We start from the raw sequence: 14,695 nt of genomic DNA, 5'->3' as shown, positions 1-14,695 counted from the left end.
GCTCCGGCGAAGGCCGCCACCTCGTCCCTCAGCTGTGTGTAGGTGTAGGTGCGCCGGGTGTCGGTCACGGGTGAGTCATAGATGAGCGCCGGCTGTTGGCCGTGTCCGGCTTCGACGTGCCGGTCCAGCGCGTTGAAGCAGATGTTGAGCCGACCGTCGGGAAACCAGCGGTAGAAGGGTGCGCCCGAGGAGTCCAGGGCGCGATGCGGGGTGACATCCCAGTCGATGGCCTCCGCCGCCTCCAGCCAGAAGCTTTCCGGGTCTTCGGTACTGGCGCGGAAGACATCCTCGTACGTTCCCATCGCGCACTCCTTCGTGGCATCGAGGGACAGACGTGTGGTGGCGTGCAGGACGGTGCCGGACACAAGTACCGCATGCCGGCCGACATGGTCGAGCGGCATGCCGGTGGCCCGGTCACCGGCATTGGGGTGGTGTGGTGGGCCTGCTCGGCAGGCCCCGTCGTCACATTTGGGTCCTGCTCAGGTGTCGAGGTGCCGGCGCAGCCACCAGAGCGTTCCCGGCCCTGGCTTTCGCATGAAGCGCGCCGAGTGAGCTGAGCGCGTTTGCGCATGCGCTCCGTGCGCACTTCTTGGTGCGGTTGCCGCAGGTGGATGGAGCACCAGCGGCGGCTGCGGTCGAGGAAGCGCAGGGCACACAGGGCACACAGGGCACACATGGCACACGTGTCTGCGCCGCGCCAAGCAGTTGGCCAAGGCGAAGGCCAAGCTGGAGAAAGGCCAAGAGGAAGGCTCGCGAGGCCGCCGAGACGGTGGCCGCCCTGGAGGAAGACGCCGCGTGATGTGTGCCCAACCCGTGCCGGGGCGCCGTAACCCGCGTCCAATACCGGACCATACTGGGGCGCGGAAGGCTGATCTTCCCCGGTGGGCACACCGGGGGAGTAGCAACTCCCCACCCCTCCCCTGACTAACATCAATGTTGCTAACTGTGATGTTAGTATCTGTGTCGTTAGGTGATGCTGGGAGGCGGCGGCGTGGCAGATTTCGTGGGCAGGCGGCACGAGCTCGAGACGCTGGATCGCGAGCTCGGCAAGGTGACGGCCGGGGTCGGTGGGGAGCGGCCCGGGCGCTGCGTGATGCTTCGAGGGCGCCGCCGGGTGGGTAAGTCGCGGTTGGTGGAGCGGTTCGCCGAGAGGTCCGGTGCGCCGTTCCTCTTCTATGCCGCCACAGGGGCGTCGCCGGGGGCGGACCTGGAGCGGCTCAGCCAGGATGCGCAGTCGTCCAGCCTTCCGTTGGCGAATCTGCTGTCCGCGGCCCGCCCGGCGAGTTGGGATGCGGCCTTCGACGTACTGGCGGCGGCACTTCCGCACGACCGGGCGAGCGTGGTGGTCATGGACGAGGTGCCCTATTTGATGGATGCGGAGGGCGCCTTCGAGGGCATGCTTCAGCGGGCCTGGGACCGAGTGCTGGAGAAGAAGCCGGTTCTGCTGGTTCTCATCGGTTCCGACCTGTCGATGATGGAGGCGCTGAACAGCTATGGACGCCCGTTCCACCAGCGCGGACGGGAGATGGTGCTGGGTCCGCTCAACCCGGCGGAGGTGGGCGAGATGCTCGGCCTCGATCCTGCCTCGGCCTTCGATGCGGCCTTGATCACCGGTGGACTGCCGCTGATCTGTGCGGAGTGGACGCACGGCGCCGGGATGTGGGAGTTCCTGCAGACGGCGCTCAGCGATCCCGTGTCGGCCTTGCTGGTATCGGCGGAGCGCTCGCTTGCTGCAGAGTTCCCCCAGCAGGTCCAAGCCCGCACCGTCCTCTCGGCGATCGGCAGCGGTGAGCGGACGTTCTCCAATATTGCCCGCGCCGCAGGCGGGATCGGGGCGACCCCGCTACAGCGGTCGCTGGGGATCCTTGCGGACAAGCGGGTGATCGCGGCGGAGCTTCCCGTGTCCACGCGGCCTTCGAAGGATCGTCGCTACCGGGTCGCGGATCCCTACCTCCGCTTCTGGCTGAAGCTCCTGGGTCCGGCGATGGAGGAGATCGAGCGGGGCCGGGGTGACCTGACACTGCAGCGCATCCGTGAAAACTGGACCAGCTGGCGTGGCAGGGCCATTGAACCTCTGGTGCGCGAGGCGTTGGCACGGCTGGTGCCCGACGCGAACCTCCCCGCCGCCCCCGCCATCGGCGGTTACTGGACCCGTACCAACGATGTGGAGATCGACGTCGTGGGAGCGGACCGCGCGCCGATCGCCAAGGAGCTGTTGTTCGTCGGGTCGGTGAAGTGGCTGGAGAGCTCCCCGTTCGACCGGCACGATCTCGCGGCGCTGCACCGGCACCGCGCCGCGCTCACGCCTGCTCCCGTGCCTGTGATCGCCATCTCGCGCAGCGGGACCGACTGCGCGGGGCTCGACGCCGCGTACGGCCCGGCGGAACTCCTCGCGGCGTGGTCCTCCTGAGCACGCCGGGACACGAGTGGGTGCCAGGTGTCCATGGCCTGTCGTCCCGCCGAGCCTCCGGCCCAGCGAGCGGATCATTAGGTGCGCCTGTGGTGCGGTCGACTTCGAGCGTCGGACGTCTGGCGCTGGCTCGAGGGTCAGCTCCGACCTAACCCGTGGGTTGCGTCCATGGACGTAACCAGACGCTGCAGACGTGAGGGCGAAAGGACGCAGACGACAGGGCCTCCCGGTGTGGCTCGACTGGGGTCGAAACCCTGAGCTACCAAGAGGCGCCCTGCCTTTGTGCCCTGACCACCAGGGGAACACCCGACCAAGGAACCTCGCTCGACCGATCAGGCCTCCTGAGCGGTAAGCGGATGGCTTCCAGATCGTCGTCCCATTCCGGGCATCACATGGCGTGAGTGCCAGACAGGATGGCCATGGACCAGTGCACATCGGTGCCGTTGACCTTTACGGACAGGTGCTTCTGTTCGCCGGGCGCGGTGTAGACGCGGCCGATGGTGACCGGGTCATCGCACGTGATCTTGGAAGGGTCTGAATCCTTGGGTCCGTATTGAATCGTCATGGTGCCCTTACCCGTGCAGAGGGCGTGGATGGTGTAGACCTTCTCGGCCGGCGTGAACACCGGCAACGTGCGACTGTCCGTGCCGTTGGTCACCGGAAGCAGGAAATCAGGCTTCTCCGGTAGGGCCAGGGGGTCTCGGGGGGCCTTGCTGGGGTTCGCCGCCGTAGTGCTCGGCGATGAAGAGGCCGGGGCCTGCGGCATGAATCCCCCTCAGTTCTGCCAGTTCTGTAAAGGTGGGCTGGCGTTGAGGCGAAGTGCATCATGGCCGTGATCAGAGGCGGCGAGAGTCGAGCAACATCTGAGCGAGAATCTGATGCATCATCAAAAATGGGCATGGAAGGGCAATGACATAGATGACGAGCGAGGTGCGCAGGTTCCATTTCCGTGCAGGCGTCCACGCAATGAGCGGCCGGTTGTCTGGGCTGCTACCGCCTCCGGTCTCGTCTGAACGGCCGTGAACGGCACTGAATGAGACGGAAACTGAGACGGATGGCGGGGCCGGACTCGCCCGCAAGGCGGCGGAGGCAGTGGCCGTCCTGGAAGACGATGCCGCGTGATGTGTGCCTTACGTGTGCTGTGTACGACAGCAGGGGGCGCTTCGGCGGCGCGCCGGAACGTCCCCTGCTGTCGGGCTGCTAGGGCAGGTCGCGGCGGACCAACGCCTGAGCGAACGGTTCTCCGGTGGCCCGGGCGTAGGCCATCCGTTCACGCACCTCGCTGAGGGTGCGTGGGCGGTAGCCGGGGCCGCCGCAGCAGCTCTTGTGGAAACGCACACCGGCGTGCAGCAGCACGGAGAGCGTGCGCCAGGCGGCGGTGTCCCGCCTCTTGGGTGCCGCGAAGGCGGAGCCGACGTGGATCAATGGTTCGGCGCAGCGTGGACAGACCCGGTCGTGGTCGTGGTAGCCGGGGTAGGGCTGCTTGTACGAGGCCCGGCAGGGCAGGCAAACGTACGAGGTCTTTCCATGGGCCATGCGGGAAGGGTAGAGCCACCGCAGGGTCGGGCTCGACAGATTTCCGGCAAGCTGCGCAGGCTCTTCCGCAAAGGTGGGGCGGCGGCTGACCGTACTTGCTTCTACTCGCGGCCGCGGAGTTCTGCGTCGATGGCGTCAGCAGCATCCCTGGCGGCCAGCTCGCTGATCTCCCTGGGGACCTCGCGGTCGTCATACACGAAGAGTCTTGCGTCGACGACATGGGTCTTCGGTTGCCAGCCGAGACGGCGGCCCGCCTCGCGTGCAGCACGACGGACGTCCTTCAGTTCGCCCATCTCCTCAAGATCGCCGCTGCTCAGGATCAGCTGCCCGTGGTAGCCCCGGTAGCCCTGGACCAGGCTGTCCAGCTCGCAGTGCGGGCAGCCTGGGGCCAGTGCTTCACGTGCGCGGCAGGCGAGTTCGGCGTCTCCCTTGTCCTGCCCAGGATCAGCGAGACGCGTTGACGGCCTTCACGATCAGCGTCCGGGCGTCGGTCCCGTCCTGGCACCCCGCACCGGGGCCGCGGGGTCTTCCGGTCCCTCCTGGCCGGGCATCGACTCGATGACGTCCAGGAGCCGGTCCAGCAGGGGAGTGGCGGCGCGCCGGTGGTAGGCCAGGGCGATGTCCACGGTGGGGGCGGGGGCGGTCAGCCGCCGTAGGCGCACCCCGGGGATCCGTAGCGCACGAGCTCGCCCCTCGGGCACTGGTGCGATTCCGGCCCCCGCGGCCACCGCGAGGAGAAGCTGCTCGTCGTCGGGTTCCTCGCGGACGATGCGCGGCCCCCCATGGGGCCACAGCTGCTGGGTGATCCGGTCGTGCATTCCCGGACCATTCTCGCGCGGCCACAGAATCACCGGTTCCGTGGCGATGCGGTGGCGGGGGATCCGGCGTTCGCCGGCGAGCGGGTGGTCCGCGGGGAGGGCCAGGAGAAGTTCTTCCCGGGCGATCAGGCGGCACTGTATTCCCGGTGTGTCCAGTGGAGGACGGACGAAGGCCGCGTCCAGTCGGCCGGCGAGCAGTTCGGCGATGTTGTGTGCCGTCCACCCCGTCTGCGGGACAAGGTCGATGTCCGGATTGCGTGCACGGAACTCCGCGACGAGGGCGTCGACGACGCCGCCACGTGCGGAGCGTGTGTAAGCCAGGCGCAGTTGCCCCTGCCGCCCGTCGCGTACCGCACGGATCCGCTCCTGCGCCGCGGTCGCGTGGGCCAGCAGTTCGACGGCTTCACGCGCCACGACTGTACCCACGGCGGTCAGAGTGCAGCCACGACTGGTCCGGTCGATCAAACGGGCTCCTATGTCCCGTTCCAGCGCCTTGATCTGCTGGCTCAGCGCGGGTTGGGCGATGTGCAGCCTGTGCGCGGCCCGGGTGAAGTTCAACTCCTCGGCCAGTACCGCGAAGTACCGCAGCCGTCGCAGGTCCATCCACCGACTATAAGCGCTTCTATAAGCAGTTCTTATCGCATCGAGCAGGACTGGTCTTGGACGGCCCGTCAACTCGGGCTGTGCACTGGGCGGTACACAAACCCACGAGGTCAGGAGGGTGGTGCCGACATGTTCGATGTGACGGTCGTCGGTGGCGGGGTCATCGGGCTCACCAGCGCGCTGCGGTTGCAACAGGCGGGTGTCCGGGTCGCCTTGGTGACGGCCGAGCCACCGGGCTCGACCACGTCGTCGATCGCGGCGGCCGTCTGGTATCCAACTCGTACGACGGGCCACCCACGGGTTCTGGACTGGGCCACCCGAACGTTCGTGGAACTCGCCCGCCAAGCGGCCGACGGTGTGCCCGGGGTGGTGATGCGCCCGACAAGGATGCTGCTGCGAGCCGAACCGCCCGCCGTTCATTGGTGGACGGCGCCCGTCCCCGACATACGTCGGCTGGGGACGGACGAGATACGGGCGCCCTACACCGCCGGTCTGGCGTTCACCGTGCCGTCCGTGGAGATGCCCCGCTACCTGCCATGGCTGCAGCAGCAGTTCACCGAAGCCGGCGGCACGTTGGTGCTGCGCCGGATCGACCGCCTGGACCAGGCGACCGCGTGGGCACCGGTGGTCGTCAACGCCACCGGCCTGGGAGCCCGCGCGCTGTGCGGGGATTCGCGGTTGCGGCCGGTCAGGGGCCAGCTGCTCCTGGTCGGCAACCGTGACCTGCACGTCTCCCTGCGGGATGAGGACGACACGGAGGGCTACACCTACATCCACCCCCGCAGTACCGATGTCGTCCTGGGAGGCACCTTCGAGGATGACCGGTGGGACACCGTCCCGTGCCCGGACACTGCGCGGGCGATCCTGCGCCGCTGCACCGCCCTGCTGCCGGAACTCGCTGACGCCCCAGTCATCGGGCACCGGGTGGGCCTACGACCGCACCGCGAAGGCGGAGTCCGGCTGGAAGCCGACCCGCATGCCCCGGCCGGAGGCACCCGGCTGGTGCACAACTACGGGCACGGCGGCGCCGGCGTCACCCTGGCCTGGGGCTGCGCCGATGCCGCCACCGCACTCGCACTGGGCGGCGACCGCTGATGCCCCGCCGCCGACCCACCGACGAGGAAGCCGACACCACCGGTACGACCTTGCACTCGTCCACACGGTCCGGAGAGCCAGGAGAGCCCACGGAGCAGCTGCAGCGCGCCCTGGACAGCCTGTACGACCAGGCCAGTGTGCTGGGCCACAGCCTGCTTGCATTGGGCCGCGGGGGCGTCATCGAATCCGTCGCGCGGAGCATCGCTCACCAGATCCTTCACTTGGCCACGCGCGGCTTTGTCCGTGTGATCGACGACCACACGATCCAGCCCGCCACCGACCCCACCGACCCCGGGGCGGAGAACCTCCGCCCGGACGAGCGGCTTCTCCTCCAATTGCTGTTCACCGACAGGACCGACCACACCCCTGAACGGACGGCCTCGTTCGCCGCGGATCGCAAGGGCGGGTATCAAGTCGCCACCTGGGCTCATCTGGTCCGCCCGGTCAGAAGGTCGGCCGACGGGGAGTTGCGGCGAGCCGGATGGGCACGGACCCGGCCGGTCCGGGCCAGGGGCTGCCTGCGGGCCTTGGGCGTCCTGTGCTTCTACCCAGGGCTCTCCGGGACGCTTGTGCTGGCCCAGACAGCAGGCGGGGTGTCCCTGTCCCTGCCGGTCGGCATCGGCCTGTCCTGCGGCACCGTTGCGGGAGCCGGCCTGGCATGGGTCGCGCCGTCGACCGACTGGTTCCTCACCGGGGAAGGCAGGAGAGTGCGTGACGCGGCCCGAACGTACGCCGGCCGACTGCGGGAGATTCTGGAACGCGACGACCCATTGCCGCCGGACCAGGCCTCACTCAGGTTCTACGAGCAAGCGCTGCCCTTCGCGATGCTGCACGGGTTCGGCTCCGAGTGGGAAGAGCGCCTGCGCGAGCACTACGCCCTCGACACCACCCGACGCACCGTGCTTCTCGACGATCCGCCGGCCAAGGGACTTGCCGCCCTTGCCGACGCGATCGTCCGCACCGTCGCCCCCCTTCGGCCGCCGGGCGCGGACAGCGGGGGCGGCGGCGGTGGGTGAGACAGCCCCCGGTCACAGTTGTCGCCCTGGCCGAGCATGCGGCCAGGGCGACAGAACTGCCGGTCGGAGCCCTGCGGGCGCTGACGACGCGGTAGGCCCTGTGGCACTCGAACCCACAACCCAATGGATTAAAGCTGGCGCAGCCCGTAGTCCTTCTCGATCTCGCGGCAGGCGTGCCGACGCGGATGCCGCTGTCGTGGAGCTTGGGACGGCGGCCGTCTTCGCGGACGGTGGTGGCGAGGATGTGGATGTGGTCGTCGGCGTGGCGTACGGCGATCCAGCGGCAGGCCGGGTCGTCACCGGCTGGCGCGATGCCGGCTGCCCGAACGATGCGCTGGGCGATCTCGCCCCACTCGGCGTCGGAGAGGTAGCGGTCCTCGAGGGCGGCGCGCACAGGGCGGTGCCAGACATGGTCGGTTATCTTCTTGCCGAATTCGCCGTTGCGCAGCCGTACGGGCTCTGGCATCCATGTGGACTTCGATCATGAAAGAGGCCCCCCGTTCGAATAGAACGAGGGGCCGCCAATCCTCTGACCTGCTGTGCAAGCTGTGCCCCCGGCAGGATTCGAACCTGCGACACCCGCTTTAGGAGTTCGATCCATCCGTGCGCGGTCGGGCCTTCCTCCGTGCTCTGAGGCTACGACCGGCTGTTGGCAACTGCGGCCGTCCGTAGCCGTTGATGTCAGCGTTGGATGTCATTGAAACAGCTCTGCCACCGGACAGGCCTCCAGCTGCTCATCCGGCCCGTCGGCCCAGTTCCACCAGACATGCCGACAGGCACACCTCCACAGCGCGCGGCAAGCCAGCCGACCATCGTCGTTCCGCCGGGAGAGCACGAGACCACCAGACCCCATCGGCTGTTCGCACTCGGGGCAACCCGGGGCGTTGCTGGTCATGCGGCGCACCCCAACGGAGTGCGGCCACAGCTCCGCGCTGGATGGCAGTACGTCGTCTCCGTCAACCGAAGGGGGCGGGCCTACCAGGTACTCAACGCCCTGTTGGTCTGCCTTGCGGTCATGGCTACGGCCTATGCGGCAGCCTTGAATGCAGACATGCGTGGCGCAGCGGGAGTGATCAGCCTGCTGACGGGCGTCATCCTCGTTGCGGCGTATGCGGAGAGCATGAGACTTCAAGCCTCGGCGCTCTTGGCTGAAGATGCGATCAAGCAGATTCAAGGGCACCTGGCCACGACTCTCGACATCGCCTCACTGCGCCTGATCGAACGCGAACAAGCTCATCACCAGCTGCCCAGACTCCCCTGGATGCATCCTGTTTCAAGGGTGCTGGTGTGCCTGGGGGTACTCGTGTCCCTCGGCGGCGCTGTCTATACCTGGGTAGCGACTCGCTGATGGTGCCTGGAGGCCATCGCCGCGGCTCGGAGCAGTGACCTTGCATCCGGCCCTGGAGTCCGTACCCCGGGCGCGACGCTGGTTCCGGGAGTTCATCGCTCCGTACTACCCGGCCTGCTCGGTCGAGGACTGCGCGCTGATGATCTCGGAGTTGGTGACCAACGCCTTCCGCTACGGGCCAGTGGACGAGCCACGGGTCGTGCGGGTGGAGTGGTTCCGAGAGAAGACCTCGCTCCGCTTCGAAGCCCACAATCCAGGCTTCCCGGCGAACGAGCGGCTTCCGCGCCCGGACGCCAATGACGCACATGGGCGCGGACTACTGCTGGTTGCCTCGATCGCCGAGTCGTGGCACTCCGGACCTAGTCGTTTCGGCGGAACGGTGGTCTCCAATGTGGTCGCGGACGCTTGGCCGGCCCATGTGCGTTGCCAATCCCGAGATCTGTCTTGAATAGATCGACCAAGGCGAGGCGACGATCATTCATGGCTCGCTCCTCAGTCTTGGCTACGCAAGCGCGCCTGGCGATGCGGTCGTGTAGATGTAGGACGGCGTCCGTCAGGTCCCGAGCCTGGCGAGAGACCTCGCTTCCTGAAAGGATCTCGATCTCAGCTGTAGCTGCGAGGAGCCTGGCGTCCTCGGAGCGATCTCTCTTGTGTAACTTGGCTTGAACATAGCTCGCAGTGATTGACCTGAGATACTCGGTATAGACGCCGCGTTTTACATCCCGGTGTGAGTCTTCGCGTTGCCAGTTACGACTGCGCGTTGCGTGTACCAGCTGATAGACGCTGGTGATCGCGACCCCCAACAGGGTTCCGATGACACCGACGATAACGGAGCCCATTCCTCCTCCTGGCGTGCCCGGCAGACGGCTTCCTTGCGGCAGTGTCCGATGGCTGCCCTCTGACGGCCAGGAAGCACGCTGATCCTGTTGCCCCTTCCGCTCCAAATGCTGGGTGCCTCGACCAGTTCTCAGGCGGAGCCAGTGGCGTATGAAGTCGAGGCACCGAAGTGCGTGCGTCTCGCCCAGATGAATCAACAGCGGATCGACCCCGACGATCCCCCTTCTGGCAGGTGACGAGAATCGAACTCGCGCTCTCAGCTTGGGAAGCTGCGATCATTTGAGGGCGGCCCGAGTGCTGACCTGGACGAACGAAGACATAGTGGTCTCGCCGTTCGAGCCCGCTTTCACCGTGATTCCCCGCTGTTCTCCGCCTTATCTGGTGCGCTTGTGGTGCGGCGGACTTCAGCGCTCGAGGTCGGGCGCTGCCTCGATGACGTCAGCCCAGACGCGATCGATCCACGGGTTGCCCTTGACACCGAGGCGTGCGGCGACGGCGTTGTCGAGGAAGCACGCCTGAGCGACTCCTACCGTCTCGTCGGGCCACCGATCTGCGATACGGAACCTCTGGGCGTGAACCCTCCCTCCGCCTGCCGGAGCCTGGATCGCCGGTCGCGGAGCACCTCGGGGCGGCTTAGGCTGAGATCAAGGGCCCTCAAGTGGAAGGGAACCTTGAGATGCATTTCGTCCTGATCGCGACCCACACCCCGGAAGTCTGTCCGACCTCTAACGCGACAACGCGCGACCTGATGCTGCAGACCGCCCCTGACATCCCGAACCTCGCCCAGAAGGCAGGCGTCGAGATCGTGGCCGGCCCCTTCGTCAACCGTGAACACACGATTGTCGTGGTCGTACAGTCCGACAAGGTCGAGAACGTCGACCGCTTGCTGACGGAGTCTCGCCTCCCCCAATGGAACCGCGTCCGCGTGCTGCCGTCGCTGACCATGGAGGAAGGACTCACCGATATCGAAGCGCAGACGCCGATCTTCTGAACCCACCCGCTCAGGCACGCGGCCGGTGCTTCGATGCGGGCGCCGAGATGCGCAATGGCCTGCCGCCATCAGCGCAGACGAACACAGCCGGTCCCTCCTTCGCCCTCTTCAGGGCCGCGTGCTTCTCAGGCCGCGCTGGGCTGGAGATCGACCCGGCGCAGGTCGTGGAAGCGCCGTGGATCGATTGGCGTGGCGTGGGGCCAGAGCGTCGGGGCCCGCCGACGAGCAGCTGAAACAGGACCAGTCGCTACGGTGCCCCACCAACACGCTTTCCAACTGTGTTGGTGGGGTCTTGCGCCGGGTCCAGGGGCGTTCATCTGCGTTCACAGATGGCCCGGCTCCGTGTGTCACCGGGTTCGAGGTCTTGCCTGAACGGCCGTGAACGCCGATGAATGAGACGGAATGTGAGACGGGAACCGCCCTCCGGGCTCAAGGGCTGTGAGAGTCGGCGTCGGCCTGTACGCGACGGAGGTAGGGACCCTCGTGCGCCTCACCGCGCAACCAGTCGGTGAGCCACTACGCAAGCGATTGTCCGATCGGTGCAGGTGCATGCCGGATACAGCACAGGTTGGGATCCCAGTCCCACATCTGGCCGACGGCCGTTCGGAAGTCGATCAGCGTCCACATGGCGCAGCCGCTCCATCAGCGGGACGATCCCCGACGGAAGGACGTCGTCGGGATCGGTGAACTGGTGGTAGGCCATGCTGATGTCCTCGCAGTTGCTGAACCAGTCGCCCGTCACGGTCAGCGACACCACTCTCCACGGCCACGAAGACACCCTTGGCGATGTCGCTACACGCAGCACCGTGCACGACCTCTTCGTCCCAGACTATCGGCGGGAAGGCTGTTGGGGGCCTCTGGCCTGGTCAGCAAGCCATTGAGGGCTGCTGACGGTCGGCTGTGGTCATAGAGGCTGCTGTGCTCGGGTGCTGTACCGCAATGGCCTGCTGCTGTTCCGTGCCCGGAACACAGGGTCGTCGTCTTCGGAATCCGCTCGGCCCTGGCCGTTGACGTCCACATCGCAGATGTGGTCACCCTGGAGACCCGCAAGGTGGCGAGAGATGCTGCGCGCGGCCCTAGATCTCATTCAGGCATTGACATGCGTCGGCGTACCGTGGAGGCAGCCGGGGGATGCGGGGGGTGTCATGAGTGTCGAATACGACGACCATTTTGACTTCAGAGGCGGGCAGTTCACAGGACCGGTGATCGGCAGGGCCGACTATCAGCCGTATGTGCCCCCGCCCACTGCTCTCGATTCACTGCCTGCCAGGACCGTTGGCTTCACCGGCCGCGATGACGAACTGCGCAAGCTACTGGAGGCTTTGGATCCAGCGCAGCCGGGGCCTCAGGCCGTGCTGGTCGCCGCGGTGTCGGGGCTGGGTGGCATTGGCAAGACAGCCCTCGCGGTGGAGGCCGCCCATGAGGCCCGGGCTCGGGGGTGGTTTCCCGGCGGCACGCTCTTTGTCGATCTGCACGGCTACGACGACTCGCCAATCAGCGCCGATGTGGCGTTGCAGTTGCTGCTGCGGGCGCTGGGCACCCGGCCGGAGCACATCCCGGTACAAGCCGAGGAACGTTCCGCGTTCTACCGCGCGGCGCTCGCCCGTCGCGCGCGGGAGAGCGGACCAGTACTGGTGGTGGCAGACAACGCCTCGTCGGTCAGCCAGGTGCGACCGCTGCTGCCCGGTGACTCTCGCCACCGCATGCTGACCACATCACGACACAAATTCCCCACCCTGGGCGCTCGACTGCTCGCCTTGGACGAACTGTCGACGCAGGGCGCCTGTGAACTACTCGACCGCGCGCTGCATGCGGCAGATCCCGCCGATGCGCGGGTGGCGGGCCATGCTTCGCAGGCATCGGCTCTGGCCGCGCTGTGCGGCTGCCTGCCACTTGCCCTGCAGATCGCCGCGGCCCTGCTGATCGCGGACCACAGTATGTCCCTGAGGGAATTCGGCCGTGACCTGACAGCATCGCGCAGCCTTCTGGACCAACTGGATGACGGGGAGCGCAGTGTGCGGGCCACCTTCGAGCTTTCCTATCGCGCTCTTCCGGCCCAGCAGGCCAGGCTACTGCGGCTGTTGGCGCTCGCTCCGGGGCCGGAGACCGGCCTCGAGGCCATCACCGCGCTGCTGGGCGAAGCCAACTCGCCGCGCGCAGACCTTGCTGCGCTTGAGCGCGCCCATCTCATACAGCGAGGCAGCAGCCGGCACCGGTGGCGCATGCACGATCTCGTGAGGGAGTACGCGGCCCGGGTTGCCGAGAGCAACGACGTCCTGGCCGAAGAGTCCGCGGCCGCCCGGGAGCGAGTGCTGGAGCACTATCTTCACCGCACGGCCGCCGCCGTCGACCTGGTCCGCTGGTGGACTGACACGCCTGTGCCTCAACAGGTGTTCAGCAGCCGAGCGCAAGCCATCGCCTGGCTCGACACCGAGCGGGCCAATCTGCTGGCCACGATGCACGGCACAGCGCAGGCACGCCACGGCACCCTCTTGGTCCGGCTCGGCCTGCTGCTGGGCACCTACCTGTATTTCCGCCGCTACTACGACGACTTCGTCACCGTCAGCCGCCACACACAGGACACGGCCCGCCTTATCGGCGACCACGCGGCCGAAGCCCAAGCCTGCAACTACCTCGGCCTGGCCCTGCGCTCGGCGGACCGGCCGGTCGAAGCCATCGATGCTCTCACCCGTGCCCGCGACCTGCTGGCAGCAGTCGGCGACCGGACTGGAGAGGCCTTCGCCTGGAACTTCCTCGGCTCCGCACTGCGTGTTGCCGGACGCCCCAGTGAGGCCCTCCCTGTCCTGGAACGGGCAGGTGAGCTGTTTCGGGCCCTCAGTGACAGCAATGGGCAGGCATACGTGTTCAACAACACCGGATTCGCTCTGATGGACCTTGGCCGCCCCCACGACGCCATCGACGCCCACATCCAGGCACGGAAACTGTTCCGGACAGCTGGCAACCGTGACCGCGAAGCCAAGGCCTGGCGCAACACCGGCATCGCACTACAGGCCACCGGCAGCACCGCTGAAGCCGTCGACGCCTACACCAAAGCCCTCACCATCCAGCACGAGTTCGAGGACTGGCATGCCATTGGCACCACACACCGACACCTCGCTCACGCCCACGAGAACGCCGGCCACCTCGACAAAGCTCGCTACCACTGGCTCGCGGCTGCCGACGCCTACCAACAAGCCGACGCCGAACCAGAAGCCATCCAAGCCCGTGAGCGAGCCACCGTCCTGCCTCCCCCACACCACCCACCTCCGACCAGTAGCGGGTGACGAGAATCGAATTCGCGCTCTCAGCTTGGGAAGCTTGGGTTATCCATGAGCGCTTGCCCGACTGACCTGCGCCGGAGCGGCTACCGGACCTGACCGGTCGGCGACTTGTTCCCCGTCATTCCCCCTGGTTCCCCGCACGATCTGGCACGGCTGTGGCACGACCTCTTCGTCCTGAGGCAGTCACTCAGGCCGGTGGGCTGGTCTGTGGGCCCTCGACGGCTTCTGACGGTCGGCTGCGGTTGCGGTGGTTGCTGTCCTCCGCTGCTGTGCCGCAAGGCTCTGAGGCAGACGTCGATTGCTTGTCGCGGCTGTCGCGCTCGTACCCGCCGAGAGGCAGGGGACTTACCATGCCGGTGTGTCTCCACCCCAAAAGCTGGCTCTTCCCCACTGCCCGAACCCAGTGCCAGTCCCTGAGAACGAGTGGTGGCGCACGCCCTACGCCGAGCGCTGCAACTGTCGGGCCGGAGTCGAGTTGGAGAAACTGCGGACCAAGCGCGTTCACTGGGTGGATCGTGGCCGGCTCGCCTTCTGCATGTGCGGCCCAGAGGCCACCTTGCCGTCGTCAGCAGCGATCAAGCGTGAGCAGACCCCTCCCCAGGGCGTCGCATGTGAGCGGTGCCTGCGCAGAGTTCCCCGCGAGGCCCGCGGCGAGTTGCTGAGATTCGATATGCCGTGTTGCTTCTGTACGGGCACAGCCCGTGCTGGCCGCGGCCGCTTTTCTGTGGGACACACCGCGCCGCTTCTGCAATGAACGTCC

13 protein-coding genes, 1 tRNA gene and 1 pseudogene are annotated in these 14,695 nt (G+C 67.1%); 7 read left to right on the top strand and 8 right to left on the bottom strand.

Annotated elements, in window-relative coordinates:
• Positions 1-302 (bottom strand): acetyl-coenzyme A synthetase N-terminal domain-containing protein (locus ACTMVF_RS41955; protein WP_441276355.1); only part of this gene is annotated, 302 nt, incomplete at its 3' end.
• A 689-nt stretch (positions 303-991) separates the two neighbouring features.
• Between ACTMVF_RS41955 and ACTMVF_RS41950 the strand changes: the two genes are divergently transcribed.
• Positions 992-2,410: an ATP-binding protein gene (locus ACTMVF_RS41950; protein WP_441276357.1), complete on the top strand. Its 1,419-nt coding sequence runs from the start codon at positions 992-994 to the stop codon at positions 2,408-2,410.
• A 388-nt stretch (positions 2,411-2,798) separates the two neighbouring features.
• Here ACTMVF_RS41950 and ACTMVF_RS41945 read toward each other — a convergent pair whose 3' ends face one another.
• The 4 genes from ACTMVF_RS41945 to ACTMVF_RS41930 all read right to left on the bottom strand — a co-directional run bounded on the left by ACTMVF_RS41945 (position 2,799) and on the right by ACTMVF_RS41930 (position 5,367).
• Positions 2,799-3,068, bottom strand: a complete 270-nt coding sequence (locus ACTMVF_RS41945; protein WP_441276354.1) for a hypothetical protein — start codon at positions 3,066-3,068, stop codon at positions 2,799-2,801.
• 542 nt (positions 3,069-3,610) lie between these two features.
• Complete coding sequence (locus ACTMVF_RS41940; RefSeq protein WP_086602836.1) at positions 3,611-3,946, bottom strand: deoxyxylulose-5-phosphate synthase; 336 nt, start codon at positions 3,944-3,946, stop codon at positions 3,611-3,613.
• Positions 3,947-4,047: 101 nt separating this feature from the next.
• Positions 4,048-4,239 (bottom strand): hypothetical protein, encoded by a 192-nt coding sequence (locus tag ACTMVF_RS41935; protein ID WP_441276353.1) that lies wholly within the window; start codon positions 4,237-4,239, stop codon positions 4,048-4,050.
• A 180-nt stretch (positions 4,240-4,419) separates the two neighbouring features.
• Entirely contained in the window at positions 4,420-5,367 is a 948-nt protein-coding gene (locus ACTMVF_RS41930) for a LysR family transcriptional regulator (RefSeq protein WP_441276352.1), read from the bottom strand.
• Positions 5,368-5,496: 129 nt separating this feature from the next.
• Between ACTMVF_RS41930 and ACTMVF_RS41925 the strand changes: the two genes are divergently transcribed.
• Positions 5,497-6,462 carry an FAD-dependent oxidoreductase gene (locus tag ACTMVF_RS41925; protein ID WP_441276351.1) on the top strand — a complete coding sequence of 322 codons (966 nt, stop codon included), beginning with the start codon at positions 5,497-5,499 and terminating at the stop codon, positions 6,460-6,462.
• On the top strand, positions 6,462-7,478 hold the full coding sequence (locus tag ACTMVF_RS41920) for a DUF2207 family protein (protein ID WP_441276350.1): 1,017 nt from the start codon (positions 6,462-6,464) through the stop codon (positions 7,476-7,478). Before ACTMVF_RS41925 ends, ACTMVF_RS41920 begins: the two co-directional genes overlap by 1 nt.
• A gap of 131 nt (positions 7,479-7,609) precedes the next feature.
• Here ACTMVF_RS41920 and ACTMVF_RS41915 read toward each other — a convergent pair.
• Positions 7,610-7,944, bottom strand: a pseudogene (locus ACTMVF_RS41915) (relaxase/mobilization nuclease domain-containing protein); the annotation flags it as partial.
• A gap of 549 nt (positions 7,945-8,493) precedes the next feature.
• Here ACTMVF_RS41915 and ACTMVF_RS41910 point away from each other — a divergent pair.
• Positions 8,494-8,826: a hypothetical protein gene (locus tag ACTMVF_RS41910; protein ID WP_441276349.1), complete on the top strand. Its 333-nt coding sequence runs from the start codon at positions 8,494-8,496 to the stop codon at positions 8,824-8,826.
• A gap of 34 nt (positions 8,827-8,860) precedes the next feature.
• Entirely contained in the window at positions 8,861-9,274 is a 414-nt protein-coding gene (locus ACTMVF_RS41905) for an ATP-binding protein (protein ID WP_441276348.1), read from the top strand.
• 615 nt (positions 9,275-9,889) lie between these two features.
• Here the strand turns inward: ACTMVF_RS41905 and ACTMVF_RS41900 are convergent.
• A tRNA-Gly gene (locus tag ACTMVF_RS41900) sits at positions 9,890-10,015 on the bottom strand.
• 324 nt (positions 10,016-10,339) lie between these two features.
• Between ACTMVF_RS41900 and ACTMVF_RS41895 the strand changes: the two genes are divergently transcribed.
• Positions 10,340-10,654: a hypothetical protein gene (locus ACTMVF_RS41895; protein ID WP_184561047.1), complete on the top strand. Its 315-nt coding sequence runs from the start codon at positions 10,340-10,342 to the stop codon at positions 10,652-10,654.
• 490 nt (positions 10,655-11,144) lie between these two features.
• Here ACTMVF_RS41895 and ACTMVF_RS41890 read toward each other — a convergent pair whose 3' ends face one another.
• Entirely contained in the window at positions 11,145-11,408 is a 264-nt protein-coding gene (locus ACTMVF_RS41890) for a hypothetical protein (RefSeq protein ID WP_441276347.1), read from the bottom strand.
• 391 nt (positions 11,409-11,799) lie between these two features.
• On the opposite strand from ACTMVF_RS41890, the gene ACTMVF_RS41885 reads away from it, so the two are divergent.
• Entirely contained in the window at positions 11,800-13,938 is a 2,139-nt protein-coding gene (locus tag ACTMVF_RS41885) for a tetratricopeptide repeat protein (RefSeq protein WP_441276346.1), read from the top strand.
• The last annotated feature ends 757 nt before the right edge of the window (positions 13,939-14,695 follow it).

Origin of the sequence: Streptomyces sp. SD31 (assembly GCF_052068475.1) — a bacterium.
Classification (GTDB): Bacteria; Actinomycetota; Actinomycetes; order Streptomycetales; family Streptomycetaceae; genus Streptomyces.
Note: the sequence above shows the minus strand (reverse complement) of the source record. Positions and strands in the feature narration are given on the sequence as shown.